Annotated in this window: 17 protein-coding genes; 6 read left to right on the plus strand and 11 right to left on the minus strand. The window is 67.5% G+C overall.

All coding sequences use genetic code 11. The features are described from left to right. Positions 1-11 precede the first annotated feature (11 nt). Positions 12-911, minus strand: coding sequence for a sugar-binding transcriptional regulator (locus tag G342_RS0100970; RefSeq protein ID WP_026303989.1), 900 nt, complete (start codon positions 909-911; stop codon positions 12-14). A 293-nt stretch (positions 912-1,204) separates the two neighbouring features. Between G342_RS0100970 and G342_RS0100975 the strand changes: the two genes are divergently transcribed. The 3 genes from G342_RS0100975 to G342_RS26360 are packed head-to-tail and all read left to right on the plus strand — an operon-like array spanning position 1,205 to position 3,619. Beyond that, positions 1,205-2,119: a tagatose-bisphosphate aldolase gene (locus tag G342_RS0100975; RefSeq protein ID WP_026303990.1), complete on the plus strand. Its 915-nt coding sequence runs from the start codon at positions 1,205-1,207 to the stop codon at positions 2,117-2,119. Positions 2,120-2,145: 26 nt separating this feature from the next. Then, positions 2,146-3,078 carry an ROK family protein gene (locus G342_RS26355; RefSeq protein ID WP_040877950.1) on the plus strand — a complete coding sequence of 311 codons (933 nt, stop codon included), beginning with the start codon at positions 2,146-2,148 and terminating at the stop codon, positions 3,076-3,078. A 4-nt stretch (positions 3,079-3,082) separates the two neighbouring features. Beyond that, positions 3,083-3,619 carry a P-loop nucleotide/nucleoside kinase family protein gene (locus G342_RS26360; protein ID WP_245557189.1) on the plus strand — a complete coding sequence of 179 codons (537 nt, stop codon included), beginning with the start codon at positions 3,083-3,085 and terminating at the stop codon, positions 3,617-3,619. Here the strand turns inward: G342_RS26360 and G342_RS22835 are convergent. Further along, positions 3,616-6,825 carry a GH36-type glycosyl hydrolase domain-containing protein gene (locus tag G342_RS22835; protein ID WP_245557192.1) on the minus strand — a complete coding sequence of 1,070 codons (3,210 nt, stop codon included), beginning with the start codon at positions 6,823-6,825 and terminating at the stop codon, positions 3,616-3,618. The genes G342_RS26360 and G342_RS22835 overlap by 4 nt on opposite strands. A gap of 320 nt (positions 6,826-7,145) precedes the next feature. Here G342_RS22835 and G342_RS25070 point away from each other — a divergent pair, with 320 nt between their 5' ends. Continuing rightward, positions 7,146-10,001, plus strand: a complete 2,856-nt coding sequence (locus tag G342_RS25070; protein ID WP_051094032.1) for an autotransporter family protein — start codon at positions 7,146-7,148, stop codon at positions 9,999-10,001. A 69-nt stretch (positions 10,002-10,070) separates the two neighbouring features. Here the strand turns inward: G342_RS25070 and G342_RS0100995 are convergent, their stop codons facing one another. The 6 genes from G342_RS0100995 to G342_RS0101020 all read right to left on the minus strand — a co-directional run bounded on the left by G342_RS0100995 (position 10,071) and on the right by G342_RS0101020 (position 16,722). Beyond that, the gene (locus G342_RS0100995; protein WP_018181233.1) at positions 10,071-10,952 is read right to left on the minus strand and encodes an SMP-30/gluconolactonase/LRE family protein; all 882 of its coding nucleotides are present in this window, start codon (positions 10,950-10,952) and stop codon (positions 10,071-10,073) included. Between the two features lie 10 nt (positions 10,953-10,962). Beyond that, positions 10,963-11,943 carry an ABC transporter permease gene (locus tag G342_RS0101000; protein WP_018181234.1) on the minus strand — a complete coding sequence of 327 codons (981 nt, stop codon included), beginning with the start codon at positions 11,941-11,943 and terminating at the stop codon, positions 10,963-10,965. After that, positions 11,940-12,956, minus strand: a complete 1,017-nt coding sequence (locus G342_RS0101005) for an ABC transporter permease (RefSeq protein WP_018181235.1) — start codon at positions 12,954-12,956, stop codon at positions 11,940-11,942. Before G342_RS0101005 ends, G342_RS0101000 begins: the two co-directional genes overlap by 4 nt. Continuing rightward, the gene (locus G342_RS0101010; RefSeq protein WP_018181236.1) at positions 12,953-14,458 is read right to left on the minus strand and encodes a sugar ABC transporter ATP-binding protein; all 1,506 of its coding nucleotides are present in this window, start codon (positions 14,456-14,458) and stop codon (positions 12,953-12,955) included. Before G342_RS0101010 ends, G342_RS0101005 begins: the two co-directional genes overlap by 4 nt. A gap of 191 nt (positions 14,459-14,649) precedes the next feature. After that, positions 14,650-15,708 carry a sugar ABC transporter substrate-binding protein gene (locus G342_RS0101015; protein ID WP_018181237.1) on the minus strand — a complete coding sequence of 353 codons (1,059 nt, stop codon included), beginning with the start codon at positions 15,706-15,708 and terminating at the stop codon, positions 14,650-14,652. 189 nt (positions 15,709-15,897) lie between these two features. Then, the gene (locus G342_RS0101020) at positions 15,898-16,722 is read right to left on the minus strand and encodes a GntR family transcriptional regulator (RefSeq protein WP_156830741.1); all 825 of its coding nucleotides are present in this window, start codon (positions 16,720-16,722) and stop codon (positions 15,898-15,900) included. Between the two features lie 167 nt (positions 16,723-16,889). Between G342_RS0101020 and G342_RS0101025 the strand changes: the two genes are divergently transcribed. Beyond that, positions 16,890-17,669, plus strand: a complete 780-nt coding sequence (locus G342_RS0101025) for an SDR family NAD(P)-dependent oxidoreductase (protein ID WP_018181239.1) — start codon at positions 16,890-16,892, stop codon at positions 17,667-17,669. A gap of 81 nt (positions 17,670-17,750) precedes the next feature. On the opposite strand, the gene G342_RS25075 is transcribed toward G342_RS0101025, so the two are convergent. Beyond that, entirely contained in the window at positions 17,751-18,446 is a 696-nt protein-coding gene (locus G342_RS25075; protein ID WP_018181240.1) for an E3 binding domain-containing protein, read from the minus strand. Positions 18,447-18,456: 10 nt separating this feature from the next. Beyond that, the gene (locus tag G342_RS22855; RefSeq protein ID WP_018181241.1) at positions 18,457-20,952 is read right to left on the minus strand and encodes a thiamine pyrophosphate-dependent enzyme; all 2,496 of its coding nucleotides are present in this window, start codon (positions 20,950-20,952) and stop codon (positions 18,457-18,459) included. A 314-nt stretch (positions 20,953-21,266) separates the two neighbouring features. Between G342_RS22855 and G342_RS0101040 the strand changes: the two genes are divergently transcribed. Then, positions 21,267-21,857: an SDR family oxidoreductase gene (locus tag G342_RS0101040; RefSeq protein WP_018181242.1), complete on the plus strand. Its 591-nt coding sequence runs from the start codon at positions 21,267-21,269 to the stop codon at positions 21,855-21,857. A 91-nt stretch (positions 21,858-21,948) separates the two neighbouring features. On the opposite strand, the gene G342_RS0101045 is transcribed toward G342_RS0101040, so the two are convergent. After that, positions 21,949-22,271 (minus strand): transposase (locus tag G342_RS0101045; RefSeq protein WP_018181243.1); only part of this gene is annotated, 323 nt, incomplete at its 5' end.

Below are 22,271 nucleotides of genomic sequence, written 5' to 3' on the forward strand. Positions count from 1 at the left end.
GAGGAGGGCGCTCAGGCGCCCTCCAGCACTGCCTGCGCTGTGCGGACATCGGTCGCCAGCGCGTTGACCAGGCCGGCGCGGATGGCGCCGAGGATGGCCGGCACCTTGGCGGCCGAAATCGCCACGCCGATGACGAGCGGCGTCGCGCGGAGCTGTTCCGGCGAGACAGCGATCAGCCGGCTCTCGCCGTCCCAGGGCACTAGATGGCCCGAAACGTCGAAATAGTGCCGCACGACGTCGCCGGCGGCATGCGCCAGCGCCTGCTCGTCCGGCGTCGCCGACGACGCGCCCTGCGCCGGGTCGACGGCGTGAGTGAGGCCGATGCCGACCAGTGCCGCATCGAGCCGCTCCCAGAGCGCGACGTTCTCGCGGATGATCGGGTCGCTCAGGAAGGCGTCGCGGGATTCGGGCGAGGGCAGGTAGGGCGCGTGGATGAAATGCGGGGTGCCCCCCAGTTGCTCGGCCGCCAGGCGGACGAATTCGTTGATCTGGAAATGCGGCGCCGATTGCTGCATGCCGCCGGTCGCCGGCACGGTGATGATTCCAGGCAGGCGCGGCAGTCCTGCCAGGATCACCTCGCGCACGGCGCGGCCCCAGCCGATCGCCAGCACCGAATCCTGCTTGAGGCCGGCGTCGCGCAGGAGCTGCCCGACCGGGCCAGCCAGCGCCGCGAGGGCGCCGGCCTCGGGAGCATCCACCACGGCCGCGTGTTTCAGGCCGAGCGTCTCGACAAGGCGCTGGTTCAGCGCCTCCGGCGTCGCGATGTCAGGGATCTCGATCCGCACGACGCCTTCCTCACGCGCCCGCCGCAGCAGGCGCGAGATCGTCGCCGCCGAGACATTCAGCCGCCGGGCGATCTCGACCTGCGAGAGGTCGGCCTCGTAGTGCAGCTTGGCGACGGTGTGCAGCATGGCGCGCGTCGCGGCGGTGTCCTGGGACGAGGAAGAGGACAGCTTGAAATTCCTTTCTGAAAGATGATACACATACACGCATCAGCTTGAGGGAGCTACCGCAGCGACGCCGCGTGCTCGAACCGCCAGCCTTCCCGTGCATAAATCATTCGGGCCGTGGCGGTCCATAAAAGCGACGGTCTCGATGAAGGAACGGGAATCTTCCGCGGTTTGCGGTAGAATTGCCGGCTTCGGTGGCTTGAGGAACTTCGCCCGCGCCCGGCCTCGTCCGGCGCCAGATCGGACCGTTCAGCATGACCAGAATGTCGACGTCGGAATTCCGGGGCTACCAGCAGATCTGCGGGCGCGACGGCGCCATGATGGTGATCGCCTGTGACCAGCGCGGCGGCATGCGCACCATCCTCGCTGCCGATCCGGAAGAGCAGGCGAAGATCAGCAACGACGTGCTGGGCGACACCAAGTCGGACATCACCCGCTTCCTCGCCAACGAAGCCTCCTGCGTGCTGCTCGATCCGCTCTGCGCCGTGCCGCATGTCATCGAGAACGGCGCGCTGGCGCGCGATACGGCCCTGCTGATCGGCCTCGACGCCTCGGGCTGGGATACGTCGCCGGAAGGCTACCGGCTGTCGAAGCTGGTACCGGGCGTCACCGCGCGCCGTGTCCGTGAACTGGGCGGCACGGGCGGCAAGATCATGGTCTATCTCCGGGCCGACAGGCCGGAGGCGAATACTGCCAATATCGAGATCCTGCGCCGGTCGATCGAGGATTTTTCGCGCGAGGACCTGTTGCTGGTCGTCGAGTTCCTGACCTATCCGCTCGAAGGCGAGAGCAAGGAAGATTACAAGGCGAAGACCCCCTGGCTGATCGAGGAGGGCACGCGCATCTCGCTCGAACTGGGCGCCAAGGTGCTGAAGCTGCCCTATCCGGGTACGACTGAATCCTGCGCCAGGATCTCCGCCATGGCGGGCGAAGTCCCGTGGGCGGTGCTTTCCGCCGGTGTCGATCATGAGACGTTTCTCAGCCAGGTCGAGATCGCCATGCAGAACGGCGCCTCGGGCGTCATCGCCGGTCGTGCGCTCTGGAAGGACTGCATCCACCTGGATCGCGACATCCAGCGCGAGCGGCTGACGACCATCGCCGTGCCGCGGCTGCGCCAGATCCAGGCGGTGCTGCAGCGTTATTCGGCCAGCGCCCGCAAGGCAGCCTAGTCCCTCAGCCCGCGAGACGGTGCATCATGCCTGAGACGTCAACGGCCATCGGCATCGACATTGGCGGCACCAATCTCCGCGCCGCCCGCGTTTCCAGCGTCGGGGGCATCCTTGAACGTGTCTCCGAGCGTATCGACCGCGACGCCGACGGCGCCGTCCGCCGCATCGTCGAGCTGGTGCGCCAGCTCGACCGGCCGGATGTGACGGCGATTGGCATCGGCGTGCCCGGCCGCGTCGACGCGCGCCGCCGCGCGGTGCTGTCGGGCGGCTATCTGAACCTCGCCGGCACGGCGCTGGCGGAGCGGGTCGAACGCATAACGGGCAAGCCCGTCGTCATCGACAATGACTGCAACATGGCGCTGGTCGCCGAGATCGCGGTCGGCGCCGGGCGAGGGCGCGAGAACGTCGTCATGTTCACGATCGGCACCGGCATAGGCGGCGCCATCGTCCAGGAAGGCCAGATCGTCCGCGGCCGCGGCACCGCCGGCCAGCTCGGCCACATCACCGTCGACGTCAACGGTGCGCCCTGCGTCTGCGGGCGGCGCGGCTGTGTCGAGACGACCAGCTCGGGCATGGCGCTCGCCCGCCATGTCGCCGAGGCGGGGCTGCCGGCCGGGACAGCGATCGACGACATTGTCCGCCGCGCCGGCAGGGGCGATGCGGCGGCCCGTCGGGTGCTAGATCTCTGGGTAAGGCCCCTGCGCGCGGCCATCGACAGCGCTTCGGCCGCTTTCGATCCCGATGTGGTGTTGCTCGGCGGCGGCCTCGGCAAGGCCGCCTGGCGGGCGCTGCGCAAGGTGCCGGCGCTGGCGCCGTGGTATCAGTATCCGGTCGAGGCGGCGGAGCTCGGCGACGATGCCGGTATGATCGGCGCTGCCGTCTGCGCCCTGATCGAGCATCGGACCGTCATGCCGCCGCCGGTCGCGGCCGAATTGCCGGTACTCGAGAGGCCTGCCTGATTTCATGAAGCGCGCTGTCCTCGTCAACGGTGTTCCCGCCACGGGAAAGAGCACGGTCGCCCGCGCCCTGTCGGAACGGATGGGCTGGATCATCCTGACGCTCGACACGATCAAGGAGCCGTTCTTCGACCAGCTCGGCGTCGGCGACCGCGAGTTCAACCGGGCGCTCGGCCGGGCGAGCTACCATGCGATCTGGTCGATTGTCCGCGATGCGCCCGACGGCACCACGGTCCTCATCGATGCCTGGTTCGGCTTCCAGCCGAGCGAAGTGCTGGAGGCGCATATCGAGCGCGCCGGTGTCGGCGCGACCGCCGAGATCTGGTGCCACGCGCCGCCGGAGCTGCTCGCGAAACGCTATGGCGACCGGCTCGGCGAACGCCATGCCGGTCACCCCGGCGCCGCCTTCCTTCCCGAACTGATCGAACTTGCCAAACGCGCCGCGCCGATCGACCGCGGACCGCGCTTCGACGTCGACACGACGCAGCCGACCGATTTCGACGCCATCCTCGCCTGGCTGAAGCCGGCGCTGAAGCTGGACTAGGACGGCCCGACTTCGACCCCGAAATCCCGCCGCATGCCGAGGATCTGGCGGACGAACAGCTGCGTGTAGAGGCCCGGGCCGCTCGAATAGATGCGCCAGCCTCCATCGACCGCTATGTCGCCGTTGCGGACCCGGTCCCACTCCGCGCTGGCGCGATAGCGGTCTGAGAAGGCGGCGTCGCTGGAGCTGAAATAGGTGTTGCGCTGGCGCAGCGACGCCTGCGGCAGCAGCTCCGTCACGGCGATGGGATTGACGAAGGCCAGCGCCACCCGCGCGCCGTCGACATCGCCGCTGGCGGCCAACGCTTCGCAATAACGCAGATGGGCGTGGACATACATCAGGCCGATCTCGCGGCCGAAGAAGGCGGCGGATTCGGCCCGGCGGAACAGCGTTTCGATGCCGCCATGATAAGCGACGGGCCTGTCCATCAGCCGGGCGCCGTCCGGATGCAGCAGATGCTTCTCGATCAAGTCGAGATGGCGGCGCGTCTGCTCCGGCGTGAACAGTTTGCCGAGGATCGACTGCGTCATCGGGATCAGCGAATAGGAGAGGCCGGTCCGCCGGTCGTTCGGATGCAGCATCAGTTCGACCTGGTCATGGCCGGGGTCGAACAGACCGTAGCCGGCGATGACGCCGTCGCGGATCAGATGGCGGTTGACGTCGACGCGGATCGCCTCCGCCAGCGAGGCGAGCGCCGTCGCCTCGTCGCTCGCGCCGGTCCGCTCCAAAATGACGGCATAGCGCCGGACCTGCTCGTAGAGCAGCGCCACCGTCCAGGAGGAGACCATCCAGTCACGCAGATGCGGATCGGCCGGCTGCAGGGAATCGTTCCAGTCGCCATCGCCATAGCGGATCAGATGCGTGCCGGGAATGAAACGCTCGCGGACCGTCGCCAGCAGTAGTTCGACATGCTGGCGGATCGAGCCCTGCTCGGCTGTCGCTTCCAGATTGTCGTCACGCCGCCACGGCAGGGCGACATCGAGGATGGCGAAATCTCCCGTCGCCTCGATGTAGTCGCAGAGCGCCTTCAACGGCCAGACGATGATGTCGCCATGCGCCTCGCCGGCGCGGATGTTGGAATAGGGCGGCAGCATGAACCATTGCGGCCAGTCGCCCCGCGTCCGGTATTGCTCGGCGAACAGGGTCGTCAGGATGGCGCGCGCCGTTGCGTCGTGGCGCAGCGCCAGCATGAATTCGAGCGGCCCCTGGCAGACGTCGCGCGTGCCCCAGGCCGCCCCGGTATATTGTTCGAGCCCGTGCGGCACCGTCAGGTGCACCATCGCATCATGCGCCAGCCAGGGCAGGATCGCCTGCTCGGCCGTCAGCCCGTCGCCGCCGCCGGGAACGCGAAGGTCGCGCGTGACGTGGCACCAATATTGATGCGCCGGTTCCAGCAGCGCCTCATCATCGAGGCCGCCGGCATAGAGATCCGCCAGCCGCGCCGCCTCGGCCGCGTCCGTCATCGAGCCGACGACGGCGAAACCGAGCCGCTTCGTCGCCAAGCTCCGGATCGCGACATGACCGCCGCCGCGCGCCACGCCGTCCTCGTAGAGGAACTCGTCGCCGCCGATCGCCTCGACGGCCCCCGGCGTGCTGGTGACGAGGTGATAGACGGCGTCCGGAAAGCGCTGGCCCCACAGCCAGTCCGTCCCCGGCCGGAAGCTGAGGCGCTTGGCGTCCGCGTCGATGACGATCCGGCCACTCTGCTCGTATTCGCGCTCGCCGAGCACGATCTGGCCGAAAACGAGGAAGCGCGCCGCCGGTCCCTCGACTTCCACCCGCCATTGCATGGCGGCGTCTCCGCCCGAGGCGGTCGCGCTCACCGTGACGACGCGATCGGCGAGGCGGTAGATCCAGCGGCAGTCACTCAAGCCCATGTCGAAGGCGGAGGGGACGGCCAGCAGGCGCCAGCCGTCGCCGGTGTCGATCAGCATGCGCAGGCCGCTGGCGCGGGTGATGTTGTAAGGATCGCGCGAGACCGAAAACAGCTTGTGGAACGAGGTGTTGCCGATCGTCAGCTGGGCCGCGAACACGCCGTGCATCCAGCAGGTCGCCGCCAGCGTCGCCTCGTCTGGCATCATCGACTGGCCGCTCCGGAGGATCGCGCCGTGCCGGCGGGCGACCAGCAGCTCCTTCTCGGCCAGCACGACATGGCGGTTCAGCGCGCCGTCGGCGACGAAGAAGGAGAGCAGCGAACCCTCGTTTCCCTCCTCCAGCTCGCGCGAGGGATAGAGTTGGTCGAGCAGCGCCGCGTCGAGCGGCAGCACGGTGAGCGGCGGCGCGTCCTGCAACAGACCTCGAACCGCAGGAAGCCGATCGAGCGGCTCCGGCACACCGGCGGCGGCGGATTGCGCCATGTCGTCGAGCCGCGCGAGATCGCTATTGTCGGAAGCCGCCGGGTGGTCGGCGACGAAATGGCTGAAGAAGGTTCTTTCCGTCCTGGCGCCCGGTGCCAGTCGCGTCGGCTTCGATTGCAGCGCCGGACAGGCGAGCTCGTGCTGCCAGACGATATTGGCGAGGTCCTGGCCGAAGCCGAGCCCGATCTCGTCGAGGACGCGGAACGGCGTGCCGAACAGCTGGATCGCATCGGTCGAGAACGCCGTCGCGCCCTCGACGCAGCCGAGCGCATGCCAGGGATAGCGCCCCGCCTGCTGCAAGTTCTGCCGGCTCATTACCACCGGACCGAACGCAGGATGCTGCGCGACGCGATGGTCGAGATATTGCGAGGCATAGGCTTCACTGCCCATCAGGAAGCCGCGGCCGCCGAGGCCGAGATCCTGCGCCAGGATGATGTCGCAGGGGAGCGCCGCCTCGCCATGGTTCTCGAGCTCGACATGCCAGAACCAGCACGACGCCTGCGGATCCAGGCGGAGCGTGACGCGATGCGCGATGCCGCCTGTCTCGCCGTTCCAGGTGAACCGGCTCTCGCTCGCGGCGAAATCCACCCTGGCGCGGGGCCCGACTAGCTGCGTGATGAACGGGGTCTCGCCGCCGACGCGGAGCCAGATCCGCCCGACGCCGCCCTCGATCGGCGAGCCCAGGATCTGGTTGATCATCGTCTGATGGTTGCCGTCGCGGTGCGTGATGGCGTAGATCGATCCGTTCGGCAGCGCGGATATGGTGAGGCCGGCGCCGTTGGCAAGCGTCCTGAGGCCCAGTTGATCGTCGCGCGGCGTCATGAACTCGCGGCTGGCAGCATCTGACATCATTCCCTCGCGCTCGATCGCCGATCGCTTCAGCGCATCATGATAGCGACGGGCAAGGGCTTTGCCGAGGCCGTCGGACCACCGTCTGGCGGTGCCCTGCCGACATATGTAGCGCCGATGCAACAGCAGAGTTAGGTTGCATCGAGATGTAGTTTGTCAGTTTACCTGATTGAAACGCGCACATATGGTGGAGGCAGTTGGGGCACGGGGCCGAATTTGCCCAAGGACAGAGAGCGGGTTCAAGTATTGAACCAACTCTGTTGTCGGGGGCGGTGCCGCGCTGACTTTTGCGGCATCGGGGCTTGTATCCATGACATCGAATGGCAGGGCGCGGCGCGCGGCTGGTCGGATTGCGCGCGGCCGGAAGTGTAGTTCGCTCCGGCGCGTCGCATCTTGCGCTCGGCGCCGGATTGGCGGTCGTCCTCGGCTCCGCGGCGCAGGCTGCAAACTATAGCGCCTCGAACGAGGTCGAGCTCGCCCAGGCGATCACCGATGCCCAGGCGCATCCCGACGCGGCGTCGACGATCACGTTGACTGGCAGCTTCGCGCTTACCACCGCGCTCCCCGCGATCGCCGGCAAGGCGATCTCCATCGAGACGGGCGCCAACACACTCTCCTATGGCACGGCACGGCTTTTCGACGTCGCCAGCGGCGCGAGCCTGACGCTTTCCGGCCAGATCCAGGGCCCGACCACGCTGAATCCGGGCGCGATCACCAAGGCGGGCGCGGGCGATCTCATCCTTGATGGCGTGACCGGATCGGGCGTCACCAGAATCGGCCTCGACAATGGCGACACGTTCATCACCGGCGGCAGCGAGATCACCTTCGGGACTTCAACCAACGGCGCCGTAGCTCAACTGGACATCGCAAGTGGGGCAAGCCAGGTCGCGAGCCTGACGCTCTCCGGAGCAGGAACGCGGCTAATCGCGACCGGCTCCGACGGTACGGATTTGAGTGCTGGAGCGGGAAGTCAGTCGACGCTGACCATCGAAAGAGGCGCCATCTACGGCACGACGGGCGCCATAAGGGTTCATACGACGAGCTCCCAAGGCATTGCCAACATCAATGTCCGGGATGCCAGTTCGACACTCGAGGCCAGCTCGTTCATTTCCTCGAACGGCACGACCACCATCAACGTGAGCAATGGTGGCGTGGTCGACATCAGTGGTGCCACCTCATTCGGCGGCGTGGGAAATGCCACCTATCTCACCGCGCGGGTGACCGCTGAGGTGTCCGGTGAAGGATCGCGCTGGGATACCGGTACAGCGTTTTCCATGTATCAGGGCTCGCTCTCGGTCCTGGATGGTGGCGTCGTGTCCGGCGCAACGATGAGTATTGCGTCCACGGGCAATCCCAATCTCCCCACTTTCAGCGTGCTTGTTTCCGGCGAAGGGTCGGAACTTAGCGCGAACACGATGACTCTGGGAACCAGAGGCGCGGGCGTTCTGACCATCGCCGATGACGGTCAGGTGGTCGTGAACGACGGCAATTCGGCGCTCACCATGGGCGGTTCGTTCGCGAACAGCGCCGCCACGCTGAATATCGGCGCCGCCGTGGACAAGGCTGCGGCCGCCGCCGGCACGCTGGTCGCGTCGGCCGTCACGCTCGCCACGAGCGCGGAGATCAATTTCAACCACACCGAGGCGGGCTATGTCTTCGACATCCCGGTCAATGGGGCCGGCTCGATCAACCAGTATGCCGGGCACACCATCTTCAACGCCGCCCAAACCGGCTTTGCCGGCCTCGCTAGCGTCTTTGGCGGCACGCTCGAGGTGAACGGCATGCTCGGCGGCACGATCGACGTGCGGGGCGGTCGCCTGCAGGGCATCGGCATGGTCGGCGATACCGCCAATTTTGCCGGCGGCGTGATCGCGCCGGGTAACTCGATCGGCACGCTGATGGTCGCCGGCGACTACACCGGCAATGGTGGCGTGCTTGAGATCGAGGCTGTCCTGGGCGCCGATAATTCGTCGACGGATCTGCTCTACGTTCTCGGCGACAGCCGGATCGGTACCGGAGCGACGCAGGTGCGGGTCCTCAATGTTGGTGGCGCCGGAGCCCAGACTTCCGGGGACGGTATTCGGATCGTGCAGGTCGACGGCACGTCGGCGGCCGATGCCTTCGTGCTCGCCGGCCCGGCGATCGGCGGCGCCTACCGCTATGGTCTGTTCCAGAACGACTTGACCAGAAAGCAGGACGACGGCGACTGGTATCTGCGCTCCGACGGTCTGGCGCCGACGCTGCCGACCTATGAGAGCTATCCCGCCGTCATGCTCGGCCTGATCTCGCTGCCGACGCTGCAGCAGCGCGTCGGCGATCGCCGGCCGGACAAGACCAATGAGGCCGCGAACACGGGGCTCTGGACGCGGATCGAGGGCGCGCATGCCCGCGTCAAGGCGGACAGCTCGACCACGGAGGCTTCCTATGACAGCAACCTGTTCCAGCTGCAGGTCGGCTTCGACGGCGAGGTGATGGAGAGCGCTGCCGGTGCGCTCGTCGCCGGGTTGACGGCGCAGTACAGCCGCGCTCGCGCCGACGTTTCCTCCGATCTCGGCAACGGCTCCAACACCACGGAAGGCTATGGCATCGGCGCCAGCCTGACCTGGTATGGCCAGAACGGCGTCTATGTTGACAGCCAGGCGCAGATCGCCTGGTTCGACACTGACCTCTCGGCCGACGGCGTCGGCAAGCTGGTCGACGGCAACAACGGCACGGGCTACGCGCTCTCGGTCGAGCTCGGCAAGGAACTGGCCGTGACGCCGGGCTGGACGGTGACGCCGCAGGCGCAGCTTGCCTACGCCTCGGCCGATTTCGACGATTTCGTCGATCCCTATGGCGCGGCGGTGTCGCTGTCGAAGGGCGAGAGCATGGAGGGCCGGATCGGCGTCGCGCTCGGCCGCGATTCCACCGGGCAGGATGCCTCCGGCCGGGCGACGCGGACGCATGTCTACGGCATCACCAGCCTGACCTACGAGTTTCTCGACGGCGCCACCGTCGCGGTCTCGGGCGTCGACCTGGTGGCGGAGCCGCAGAAGTTCGGCGCCGAGCTGGGCCTGGGCGGCACCTACAACTGGGGCGACGAGCGCTACGCGCTGCATGGCGAGGCGCTGGCCTCGACCAGCTTCGACGGCAGCTACGGCTACAAGGGCACGGTCGGGCTCACCGTCGGCTTCTGAGCTGACGCATGCGGAATGCGAACCGGCCGGGTATTGCCCGGCCGGTTTGTTTTTTGGGCGGGTGGGAGATCAGCCCTTGAACGGCACCAGCGGCAGACCCTTGACGCCGACGTCAAGCGCGAACAGGCCACCGGGGTTCTGCTGGCCCCTTAGCTGTTCTGGCGTGCGGTTGTAGATCGCCGTCGTCACATAGAGCGTGTCGAGATCCCGGCCGCCGAACTCGCAGCAGGTCGGCAGATCGGTCGGCATCTCGATGGTGCGCATCAGCTTGCCGTCCGGATCGTAACGCAGCACCTTGCCCTTGAAGGGGATGGTCGCCCAGTAGCAGCCCTCCGCATCGACGGTCGAGCCGTCGACGACGCCGCCCATCTCCGAGAGGTCGAAGAAGGGGCGCTGGTTCTCGACCTCGCCCGTGGCGGGATCGAAATCCCAGGCCCAGACGACGGGGCCGTGACTGTCGGTGTAGTAGAGCGTGCGGCTGTCCGGGCTCCAGGCGAGGCCGTTCGAGCAGCCGAAGCCGCCGACGACCTTGTGCACGGAGAGGTCGGCGTCCAGCCGGTAGAGCGAGGCGTTCTTCACGAGAGGTTTGCCGGGCGCTTCGAACATCGAACCCGACCAGAAGCGGCCCTGCCGGTCGGTCTTGCCGTCGTTGAAGCGGTTGTCGGGCAGGTCTGCCTCCGGATCGGCGATCGGCGTAAGCTGGCCGGTATCGGGATCGAAGAAGTGGAAGCCGCTCGCCATAGTCAGCACAAGGCCGCCCTTTTCCCGCACGGCGATGCAGCCGAGATATTCCGGCACGGTGAAGGTGTTGGTCTGCCGCGTCAGCGGGTCGAAGCGATGGATCGCCTTGGCGTAGATGTCGATCCACCAGAGATATTCGCTGGCCGGATCCCAGTAGGTGCTTTCGCCCAGCTGCGCCTTCGTATCGGCGACGCATTCGATGTCGGTCATGGAAATTCCTCTAGGCAGATGGGCTTTGCCGCCGGCCGAAGCGCGGCAGGAAGGCGAACAGGCTCGAAATGGCCTCGCTGGCGAGCGAGACGGTGATGAGGATGACGACGCCATAGACGATCAGCAGCGCGCCGCTGGAGAGGTTCAGCGCCGGTAGGAGCCCGGTCAGGATGGTCAGGACGAGGGCGCCGGCGATGGTGCCGATATAGTGGCCGCTGCCGCCGAGGATCGACGCCCCGCCGATCGCCACCGCCGCGATCGAGGTAAAGAGATACGGATCGCCCATGCCGAGATAGGCTTGCGCGGTGTAGCCGGTGAGGAGCATGCCGGCGAGCGCCGCCGTGAAGCCGGAGAGCGTGTAGGCGAGCACGGTGGTGCGCAGCGTCGGCACGCCGGAGAATTCGGCCACCGTGGCGCTGGTGCCGACGGCATAGAGATGGCGGCCGAACGCCGTTTTCGACAGCAGGACGGTGGCAATCACGGCCAGCGCGATCCAGAGGATCAGGATGACCGGGAAGCCGAGGATGCGGCCGACCGCGAGGAACTGAATCGCTTGAGGCGCCGTCGAGGTCGGCGCGCCGCCCGTGTAGACGAGGATGCCGCCCTGCAGGATGACGTTGACGGCGAGCGTCATGATGATCGGCGGCACGCCGAACAGCGCGACCCCGAGGCCGTTGACCATGCCGACCAGCGCGCCGGCGGCGAGCAGCAGCGGCATGATCCAGACGAGCGGCGCGTTCTGGCTGCCGGCGAGCAGCGTCATCAGCACGGCGGCGCAATTCAGCACCCAGGGGACGGAAAGATCGATGCCGCCGCCGATGATGACGAAGGTCTGGCCGAGCGCGACGATGCCGATGAAGGCGGCGAGCACGGCGGTGCTTCGAAGATGCGTCGCCGACAAGAAGCCCGGCGCGACGACGCTGGTCAAGAGCAGCAGCACGATCATGCCGAGATAGGCGAGCAGGATGGCGCGATGGCGGCGGAAATTCATGTGAGGCTCCGTCGCGCGGATTTCTCGGCGATCGAGCTCGCGAGCACCGCGATCAGCAGGATGATGCCGGAGACGATCGGCTGCCAGTAGCTGGAGACCTCGAGCACAAAGACGAGATTGCCGATGATCGTGAGGATGTAGGCGCCGATGATGGTGCCGACGAGACCGCCGCGGCCGCCGAACAGGCTGATGCCGCCGATCACCGCCGCCGCTACGGAGGGCAGGATGTAGTCCTTGCCGATGGTGGGCGAGCCGGCGCCGGTCTGGGTGGTCAGATAGAGGGCCGCCAGCGCCGCGAACAGGCCGGAGAGGCCATAGGTCGCGACGTTGATGCCGAGTGGCGAGACGCCGGAGAGGAAGGCGGAGCGCTCGTTCGAACCAGTGGCGCGGATCGAGATGCCGAGCCGCGTGCGCTTGAACCAGAACCAGAAGGCGAGCAACAGCAGGAGCAGCCAGACCGAGCTGGAAAGGCCGAGCCATTGGGAAAAGCCGAACTTCATCCAGCCGGCCGGCAGGCTGCCGCCATCCGTCGGCAGGATGATCATCGCAGTGCCAGACAGGATCGACCAGGTCGCCAGCGTCACCAGGAAGGGCTGCAGGCGCAGCACCGTGATCAGCGCGCCGTTGAGGGCGCCGACGAGGGCGCCGATCGCTGCGATGCCGAAGGCCCAGGCGGCGGCCTGGGCCGGATCGCTGCCGAAACGCGTCGCCGCCAGCACGGTGCCGAGGCTGATCATGCCGCCGATCGAGAGGTCGATGCCGCCGCGGAGGAGCACGATGGTCTGGCCGGTCGCCGCCAACAGCAGTGTCATCGCCGCCGCCGTGTCGAGGTTCAGCTCGTCGATGGTGAAGACGCCTTCGCGCAGCGAGCCGTAGAGGGCGAGGAGCGCCGCCAGCATCAGGCAGGGGATGATCAGCGAGGCCTGTGCCAGCAGCCTGCCGCGCCAGAATGCGGCCCTGCCTTGTCGCGTCGCCGCGCCGTCCGGTTGATGTTCGAGTGTCGCCATCGTCATGCCGCCCTCGTCTCGATCATGGCGGCGCGCAGGATCTGGCGCTCCGAATTGTCGTCGCCTTCGAGGATCGCGGCGAGGCGACCGTTGCGCAGCACGGCGACCCGGTCGGCGACATGCACCAGTTCGGCGAGGTCGCTCGAATAGAACAGGATGGCGTAGCCCTTCGCGGCGAGGTCGCGCATCAATTGGAAGATCTCGCCCTTGGTGCCGACGTCGATGCCGCGGGTCGGATCGTAGAGCAGCAGGATGCGCGCCTCGGTCAGAAGCATCTTGCCGAAGATCACCTTCTGCTGGTTGCCGCCGGAGAGCGTACCGGCGAGCTGCTCCGGCGTTCCGGCCTTGATCTTCAGCGCCGAGATCATCTCGTCGACCAGCTTTCCCTCGCGCTTCGGATCGGTGATGCCGAAGCGGGTGAAGCGCGAGATCACCGAAAGCGTCAGGTTCTCGCGCACGCTGCGCGACAGGAGCAGGCCGTGATTGCGCCGATCCTCCGGCACCAGCGCGAGGCCGTCGCGGCCGGTCAGCGCCTGGCGTGGCCCGCGGATCGTCTTGGTCTTGCCCCAGATTTCGACCGATCCGCGCGCGCCGCCGATGCCGAACAGCGCCTGGAACAGCTCGCGCTGGCCGTGGCCCTGCATGCCGGCGACGCCCAGCACCTCGCCCTCGCGCAGGTCGAGATCGATGCCGTCGAGGCGATGGCCGACGCCGAAACCGCGCAGCCGCACCGCCACCCGCTCGGTCGCCGTCGGCTTGCGCTCGGGATAGAGACGGTCCATGCGCCTTCCGAGCATGTCGGCGATGATCGTTTCGTCGTCGACAGCCTTGGTGTCATAGGCGGCCACCGTCGCGCCGTTGCGGAAGACGGTGATGCGGTCGGCGATCTGGCGCACCTCGCCGAGCCGGTGCGAGATATAGATGACGAGCGTGCCGGCTCTGGCGAGGCCCTGCGACAGGCCGAGCAGCCAGTCCGTTTCGCGCGGTCCGAGCGCCGAGGTCGCCTCGTCGAGGATGAGAACCTTGGGATCGCTCGACAGCGCCTTGGCGATCTCGACCAGCTGGCGATCGGCCAGCGTCAGCCGGCGCAGTTCCTGATCCGGCCGGATCGTCGGGAATTGATGGCGCGCGAACAGCGCCTCGGTGGCTTCGCGCAGCGCACGGGCCCTGACGGTGCGGGCGACGGAAAGCGGCTCGCGGCGAAACCAGATGTTCTGCTCGACCGTCAGATCGGGGATCAGCGACAATTCCTGGAAGACGGGCGAGATGCCGGCGTCCTGCGCTGCCTGCGGATTGCGCGGCCGGTATAGCGAACCGGCGAGATGAACCTGACCGCCGTCGGGACGGACGGCGCCGGCGAGGATCTGGATGAAGGTGCTCTTGCCGGCGCCGTTTTCGCCGAGCAGGGCATGCACTTCACCGGCGCGGGCCGAAAAGTCGGCGCGACTGAGCGCGGTGATGCCGCCATAGGACTTGGTGACGGCGGCGGCGGTCAGAAGGTCGGTCATGCGTGGCCGGATCTCCGGTCAGGATTGCAGCGGCAGGCGAAAGCTCGTCGGCGTGGGTCGAAGGGAATTCCTTGCTATGAGCCGGTAGCAAGACCCTCCTCCAACCCTCTCCCGCCAACGGGCGAGGGCTGGAGTTCTGTTGGCTCCCTCTCCCGGCTGGCGGGAGAGGGCAGAGTGAGGGGCTTGCAGCCCTACGTCCCGGCGGCTTCCTGGGCCGTGATCTCGACCCAGTCCGGCGTGATCGGCAGCGACAGGCCGGGCGCCAGATCCGGGAAGGCGTTCTTGCCGATCTCGATCTTCTGCATCTTCACGTCGGGATAAAGCTTCGAGGGCTGCGGGTCGGTCGACAGGAACGGCCCATAGACGAAGACGTGCTTCTCCTTGACTTCCTTGCCGTCGAGAATGTCGACCGCGAGCTTCAGCGCCTCGGCCGAGAGATAGGCCGGGTTGGTCTCGAGGATGCACTGGGCGCCTTCCGTCTGGGCGCAGACGAGCGAGGCGGTGTTGTAGCCGCCACCGGCGACCGGCACGAGCGGGCGGCCGGCATCCTGCAGCGCCTTGATGGCGCCGGAGCCGTAACCCTGGGTCAGGATCGCGTCGACCTGCGGATGGGCGGCGAGCAGGGCGGCGACGCCTTCCTGTTCCGGACCGAGCGCGTAGTTGCCGTTGAAGTAGCCGACGATCTCGATGCCGGGATAGTTCTTCAGGACCTTCTCGAAGCCGGACTGCAACTGCTCGGAAATCGGCGCGCCGGCGAGGCCGCGATCAACGAACACCTTGCCCTTGCCGCCGATCTTCTCGGCGATCCATTCGGCCTGCACGGCCGGCAGCATGTTCCAGTCGGATTCGAGCTTGTAGGCGCAATCGGCGGTGGCGACCTGGTCGAAGGTGATGACGAGGATGCCGGCGGCGCAGGCCTTCTCGATCGTCGGGTTCAGCGCGGTCGGCGAGCCGACGTCGATCAGGATGGCGTCCGGCTTGGCTCGGATGATGTTGTTGAGCGAATTGATCTGCGCCTGCGTCGTCGTCTCGACATTCTCGACCTTCAGGTCGACGCGGCCGGCGAGGGGCGGCTTCTTCACCACGGTATCGGCGATGCGCAGCATCTGCTGGCGCCAGTCATTGCCGACGAAATTGTTGGAGAGATAGATCTTGTATGTTTTCTTTTCCTCGGCCTTGGCCTGCGGGACCATGCCGTTGGTCAAGACGATCGCCGACAGGGCGACCAGTGCTGCGGCTGTGCGCTTCACGGTGTTTCCTCCCTCAAGGAATGCTGCAAGCATGCGCGCGGATGCTTCTTCCGAAAGGCGGCATCCGTCATGATAACGCTACCATAGGCCGTCGACATGGCAAGTCGTCAACGATCCGTCGCATCTCCTCCATGCGGCGAATAAATATATGCTATTATAATGTCTTTGGGTTGTCCAGCCTGCTGGCGGTCAACCGAGATCGTTCGGCGCGTCGTAGGAGAGGCTGAACAGATCCGCCCGGTTCTTGTTGATCGTCAGTTCGACCGGTTCGCCATCGGTGGAGAGGTAGAGCATCTCGATCACCAGGATCGGCCCGCCGACCACATAGTCCAGAGTCTTCGCCAGCGCTTCGTCGGCGATGTCGGCCCGGACAGTGATCTTGGCGCCGGACAACTGGATGCCGAGATGGCGCTGCACGGCGCGGAAGACGACGACGTCGTCGAAATCGGCCCGCTTCAGCCGGCCGCCGATGGCGGGCGGGAAATAGAAGGTCGTCTGGCCGGTGGGGCCACCCTTCTGGTGCAGGGTCGCCCGCAGGCAGTGACAGGCCTCGTCGGGCTTGAGGCCGAAGGCGGCCGTGGCGGCCGACGAGCGCTCCTTGCGGTAGGAATGGATCTCCAGCGCGCGGCCCTTGGTCGATTCGGCGATCTGGGCGAAGCTGCGGAAGGCGAAGCTCGGCATGGCGGGGGCGGCGGGCGCCGTCACGATCGCCGGCTTGGCGGCGCGCTTCTTGATCAGCCCGTCATTCTCGAGATCGCGCAGCGCCTGCCGGACGGTGATCAGGCTGACGCCGAAGCGCTCGGCGAGATCGGCCTCGCGCGGCAGCGAGGTTCCCGGTTGCAGGGCGCCGCTGGTGATCGGATCGCGGAGAATGCCGACGAGCTGGCGATAAAGCGGGCCGTCATCGCGCGAGAGGACGCGCGGCATGAAGCTGTCGAGCGTGGCAGCGGCGCCCGGAGAATCGGACGATATCTCGCTGGCCGGCTCCGTCTTGATGGCTCTCACCCTGCTCATTCCTCAGAATCGTATTTGTTCGCATACTAAATTAGCGAAGTTATCCACGTCGCACCAATCCGTCATCGCAGCTTGCGTCGGTTGCCGCTCGGCGTGTTAGATTATAGTATCATAATAGATCAGTGAAGTCCGGCCTGTTCGGACCGATGCCGGGGAGGGCAGGGCGCATGCGCAGCGATCTAACGGGGAAGGTCGCCTTCGTCACTGGCGCCGCCGGCGGCATCGGACGCGGCATCGTCAGCCGGCTGGCGGCCAATGGCGCGTCGGTGATCGTCGCCGACATCAACGAAGAGGGTGCGCGCGACGTTGCGGCAAGCCTGCCGGACGCTCTCGCCGTCACGGTCGACATCCGCGATCCCGCCTCGATCGAGCGGGCCGTCTCGGCGACGATGGCGATCTACGGTCGGCTCGACATTCTCGTCAACAATGCCGGCGTCAATACGCATGCCCATCGCGTCAATGTCGACCAGTTTCCGGATGACGAGTGGGGCCGGATCGTCGGCATCGATCTCGACGGCCTGTTCCGGATGAGCCGCGGCGCGCTGGCGCCGATGCTGGCCGGCGGGCGGGGCGGGCGGGTGATCAACATCGCCTCGGTGGTCGGCCTCGCCGCCATGCGGCTGCAGAGCCCGTTCGTCGCCGCCAAGGCCGGCATCATCCATTTGACCCGCTCGATGGCGCTGGAGCTCGGGCCGCGGGGCGTGCTCACCAACGCGATCGCGCCCGGTTCGATCATGACCGAGGGCACCAAGGCGCTGTTCTACGGCGCCGAGGGGCAGTTCCAGGCGAAGACGAAGGCGTTCATGGAGCACATCCCGCTCGGCCGCCCCGGCACGCCGGAGGAGATCGCCGAAGCCGTGCTGTTCCTGGCCGCGCCTGAATCGTCCTACATCAACGGCCAGATCCTTGCCGTCGATGGCGGCTGGACGGCCGGCTACATGATGTGAAACGACAGAGGGGTTAACACGGCGCTCGTGTTAACCCCTCTGTTAGCCCCTGCGACCCGCTCTGTTAACGGGCCCGTCTTGTCAGACGAGCAGCCGCAGCGGCGCCTCGAGCAGGTCGCGGAAGCGGGTGAGGATGTCGCCGGCCTCCACTTCGGGAATAATGTCAGCGTCGTGCACGGCGAGCGCCTCGGCGGTCGCCTCGCCGTCGCCGGCGACAACCAGCACGCGCAGGTCGACCCCCGCCGGCAGGCCGCCCGCGACTGGGCGCACGCCTTTGGCGTTGAGCCGCGACACCAGCATCGCCTTGTCAGCCGACGCCGGCGCATCCGATTCCGACCCGATCCGCCGGGCGATCTCGCTCGGCGCCAGCGCGACGGCACGCGGAATCGTCACCGCGCCACCTTCCGCCTTCATCCAGCGGACCGTCACGGCATGGGAACCGGCAGCCCTGGCCGCTGCCCGGACCAGGAAGGCGTCGATCGACAGATGCGAACCCGATGCCGCGATGAACGCGGCGAGCGGGGCCAGGTCGATGGTCGCGGCGAAGGCCGAGATCGACCGGACCGGCGCGGCGACGGCGACGGGCGCCGCCGCCGGAGCGACGACGACCTCGGCTGCCGGTACCGGGGCCGCCGCCGCGACCGGCGTCAGCGGCACGTCCTCGGCGACGATGCGGCCGTTCGGGCCGGAGCCGGTGACGAGCGACAGCGTGACGCCGCGCTCGCGGGCGAGGCGCTTGGCGTAGGGCGAGGCGAGGGTTCTGGCGGGGGCGTTCATGCTTGTCCCCTCAAGCCCGGACGCTGCCGATGCGGCCGCCCATCGGCACGACCGCACCCTTCTTCTGCTCGATCGGGCCGAGGATGCCGTCGACCGGCGCCTCGATCTCGACCACCGCCTTGTCGGTCTCGATCTCGGCGACGATCTCGCCGGCCTTGACGGCGTCGCCTTCCTGTTTCAACCAGCCGACGATCGTGCCTTCGGAGATCGTCAGATCGCCGAACGGCATGGTGATCGGCTCGCCGTCGCCAATTGCGGCGGGAGCGGCAGCCGCCGGCACCGGTACCGGTGCTGCTGTCGGCTCGACCGATCTGAGCGCCGCCGGAGCGGTCGCCACGGGAGCGGGGGCCGCCTGGCCGCCGAGATAGCGCCAGTGCTTCGGCACCGGCGGCCTACCGGCCAGCACGCCCTTCGCACCGGCGGCGATCTTGTCGGCATCGACCAGCATGGCGCGCTCCAGAGCCGGCGCGAGCGGATGCGGCTGCGCATCCGTATGCAGCCGGCCGACCGGCGCGTCGAGATCGTCGAAGGCGAGCTCGTTCATCGCCTGCGCCACTTCGGCGCCGACGCCGAACGCGCCCCAGCCCTCGTCGACCACCAGCAGCCGGTGCGTCTTGGCGACCGATTTCGCCACCGTGCCGACATCGAGCGGCATGATGGTGCGAAGATCGATCACCTCGGCCGAAATGCCCTCGGCGCTCAGCTTTTCCGCTGCTTCCAGCGAGCGATGCACAAGCTGGCCGGCCGAGACGATGGTGATGTCGCTGCCTTCCCGCGCGATCCGCGCCAGGCCGAACGGCACGAAATGCTCGCCCGTCGGCACCTCGCCCTTGGAGGCGAACAGCGCCTTCGGCTCGAGCATCATGACGGGATCGCCAGCCCGGAGCGCCGTCTTCATCAACCCCTTGGCGTCGGCCGGCGTCGACGGCATGCAGACGATCAGGCCCGGAATATTGGCCCAGCTCGGATGATAGGTGCCGCTGTGATGCGGGCCTGCCGAGCGCACCGCGCCGGAGCCGACGCGCACCACCATCGGCGCGTTCATCTGCCCGTTCGACATGTAGCGCAGCTTCGCGCCCTGCAGCACGATCTGGCCGGCCGCCTCGAAGGCGAAATCGGCGAACATCAGATCGGCGATCGTCCGCGCGCCCGTTGCCGAGGCGCCGATCGCCGCTCCCGTAAAACCCTGCTCGGAGATCGGCGTATCGACCATCCGATGCGGCCCGAACTCGGCCCAGAGGTTTTTCGTATGCGCAAAGGTGCCGCCGCGCTCGCCGGTGCCCTCGCCGAAATAGAGCAGATGCGGGTTGCGGCGCATCTCCTCGGCGATGCCGTCGCGCACCGCGTCGAGCCAGCTCTGCGTCACGCTCGTCGTCGGCGCCGCCTGCACGAGGGCTTCCGGCGGGTTGATCGGCTCGGCATAGACATGCAGCGCCGTGGTAGCGGCGTCCGGCTCCGGCGAATTCCGCGCGAATTCGAGCGAGGCTTGGACGATCTTGTCGATCTTCGCGTCGATCGCGCCCAGTTCATCGGCGGACGCGGTGCCGAAATCATCCAGCAGGCGGGCGCGGAACAGGTTGATCGGGTCGCGCTTCAGCCATTCGTCGACTTCGGCCTGGGTGCGATAGGTGCCGGTCACGGGGTCGCCCTCGTGATGGCCGACGGTGCGATAGGTCTTGGCCTCGATCAGCGTCGGGCCGTCGCCGCCCCGCGCGCGCGAAATCGCCTCGGCCATCACCTGCCAGACGGCGATGACGTCGTTGCCGTCGACGGCGACGCCCGGGATGCCGTAAGCGGCGGCGCGCGTGGCGATTTCCGGGTTCAGCGTCGCCGAGGCGAGCGGCGTCGCCGTCGCATAGAGGTTGTTCTCGCAGACGAGGACGGCCGGTGCCTTCTGGATGCCGGCGAAGTTCAAGGATTCGTGGAAGCCGCCATGATTGGTGGCGCCGTCGCCGAAGAAGGCGACGCCGACGCCGTCCTTGCCTTGCGTGCGGGCCGAGATGCCGGCGCCGACCGCATGGCTGATGCCGGCGGCGACGATGCCGTTGGTGCCGAACAGGCCGGTCGAGCGGTCATAGAGATGCATCGTGCCGCCGCGGCCGCCGCAGCAGCCGTCGCGCTTGCCGAACAGTTCCGCCATCAGGATGTTCGGGTCCATGCCCTTGGCGAGCGCATGGCCATGGCCGCGATGGGTCGAGGTGATCCAGTCGGTCGGGCGAAGATGCGCGCAGACGCCGACGGCGGTCGCTTCCTCGCCGATATAGAGATGCAGGAACCCGGGCGTCTCGCCCTTGCGACAGGCCGTCTGCGCCACGCTCTCGAACCGGCGCAGCAGCACCATGCGCTCGTAGAGCTCCAGCAACGCCGCGGCGCTGAGCCCGGCCGGCAGGACCTTGCCCGGCGCGCTGCGGAACACCGGATTGATGATTTTTGGCGTCGCGGCGGCCGGCTTCCCGCCCTTCTTTCCGTCGGGGCTGGTGGCTTCCGGGCTGGCTTGGGCGCTCATGCTTCCTCCCTTTCCCCGCCTGGCGGCGGGGCGATGCGTCCTCGAGTCCAGGATGGACATCGCATCTAAAATTATAATAGCATGATGTTATGTTATCGAGCGGCGCGTTGCCAAGGCCCAATTTCTCCGTTTCCCGGCAAATCATGGGAGATTGCGGGGCAGGCGGTCCGGGGCGAGGTCCGTCGGCCGTTGCCACCCGTAAACGATCGGGCGACGCGACGGGCTGGCGGGAAAAGCGCGCCGGGACAAGGGGTTGAGCGTGCCGGCGTTTTCATGAAACGATTGCGCGCTGAAGCGTATTCGGGGGAGAACGCATGGAAGTCGAACTGGCCGGCCAGACCGCGCGCGTCGTGGGCGTCGAATCCGCCATTCTGGCGGCGGTCGTCGCCGCGCTCCGCGCCAATGGCGCGACGGTGGGCGGCGAAGCGAGCCGGAGCGAGGCGCCGGATATCCTGATTCTCGCCCATCCGCTGGTCCCCGACGCCACCTATCGTCCCGAAGCGCTGGCGGCGGAGGCCGAGGCGGTCGCAAGTGCCATGGTCGCGCGTGGAAAGGGCCGCATCGTCCATCTCGTCTCGGCCGCAGGCCTGGTCCCAATGCGCCGCCATCCCGCCTGGTCGGCGGCGATGGCCTCCGCGATCGCCGGCGCCCGGGCGCTTGCCATGGTCTCGGGCCCGGCCGTGCAGGTGAACGCCGTCGCGGTCGGCCGCGTCGAGCCGGACGACGAAAGCGAGGCGACGGGCGACGCGGCGATGCTCTCCCACGTGTCGCTCGGCCGTGCCGGCACGGCGGACGACGTCGCCAATGCCGTCCTCTTCCTGGTCGATCCGCTGAACAGCTACACGACCGGCCAGTCGCTCGCCGTCGACGGCGGCTGGACCACCGGCTACGGCCGGAATTTCTGATCTTTTCTTTGCCCTCACCGGAAGGGGACTGCTTTCGCCTCTCCCTCGGGAAGAGGTGAGGGGCTCCGCCGTCGATCCACTCTCGCCGTCATCAAGTCAGTTCTGTTGCATCTGGTTTGAGCAAGGCGTTGGCAAGGACGACGAGTTTTCTGGCGACGGCTGCGAGCGCGAGGCGCTTTGGCTTTCCGGCGGCGCATAGGCTTCGGTAGAAGTCGCGCAGGCCGGGGTTGGCCCTGGCCGCGCTGAGGGCGGCCATGAACAGCAAAGGCCTGAGTTCGGTGCGTCCGCCGCGCATGGTGCGGTGCCGGCTGGTGTTGCCGGAATCGCGCGGATGCGGGGCCAAGCCGGCCAGGCTCGCGGCCTGTCGCCGGGTGAGGGTGCCGAGTTCCGGCATCAGCGCCAGTAGGCTGCGCG

It is taken from the genome of Kaistia granuli DSM 23481 (genome assembly GCF_000380505.1).
Taxonomy (GTDB): Bacteria; Pseudomonadota; Alphaproteobacteria; order Rhizobiales; family Kaistiaceae; genus Kaistia; species Kaistia granuli.

Bases quoted from the DNA above. Each gene is read 5' to 3' on its own strand.
- G342_RS0100970 (WP_026303989.1), bottom strand. From the start codon at position 911: ATGCTGCACACCGTCGCCAAGCTGCACTACGAGGCCGACCTCTCGCAG.
- G342_RS0100975 (WP_026303990.1), top strand. From the start codon at position 1,205: ATGACCAGAATGTCGACGTCGGAATTCCGGGGCTACCAGCAGATCTGC.
- G342_RS26355 (WP_040877950.1), top strand. From the start codon at position 2,146: ATGCCTGAGACGTCAACGGCCATCGGCATCGACATTGGCGGCACCAAT.
- G342_RS26360 (WP_245557189.1), top strand. From the start codon at position 3,083: ATGAAGCGCGCTGTCCTCGTCAACGGTGTTCCCGCCACGGGAAAGAGC.
- G342_RS22835 (WP_245557192.1), bottom strand. From the start codon at position 6,825: ATGTCAGATGCTGCCAGCCGCGAGTTCATGACGCCGCGCGACGATCAA.
- G342_RS25070 (WP_051094032.1), top strand. From the start codon at position 7,146: ATGGCAGGGCGCGGCGCGCGGCTGGTCGGATTGCGCGCGGCCGGAAGT.
- G342_RS0100995 (WP_018181233.1), bottom strand. From the start codon at position 10,952: ATGACCGACATCGAATGCGTCGCCGATACGAAGGCGCAGCTGGGCGAA.
- G342_RS0101000 (WP_018181234.1), bottom strand. From the start codon at position 11,943: ATGAATTTCCGCCGCCATCGCGCCATCCTGCTCGCCTATCTCGGCATG.
- G342_RS0101005 (WP_018181235.1), bottom strand. From the start codon at position 12,956: ATGACGATGGCGACACTCGAACATCAACCGGACGGCGCGGCGACGCGA.
- G342_RS0101010 (WP_018181236.1), bottom strand. From the start codon at position 14,458: ATGACCGACCTTCTGACCGCCGCCGCCGTCACCAAGTCCTATGGCGGC.
- G342_RS0101020 (WP_156830741.1), bottom strand. From the start codon at position 16,722: ATGAGCAGGGTGAGAGCCATCAAGACGGAGCCGGCCAGCGAGATATCG.
- G342_RS0101025 (WP_018181239.1), top strand. From the start codon at position 16,890: ATGCGCAGCGATCTAACGGGGAAGGTCGCCTTCGTCACTGGCGCCGCC.
- G342_RS25075 (WP_018181240.1), bottom strand. From the start codon at position 18,446: ATGAACGCCCCCGCCAGAACCCTCGCCTCGCCCTACGCCAAGCGCCTC.
- G342_RS22855 (WP_018181241.1), bottom strand. From the start codon at position 20,952: ATGAGCGCCCAAGCCAGCCCGGAAGCCACCAGCCCCGACGGAAAGAAG.
- G342_RS0101040 (WP_018181242.1), top strand. From the start codon at position 21,267: ATGGAAGTCGAACTGGCCGGCCAGACCGCGCGCGTCGTGGGCGTCGAA.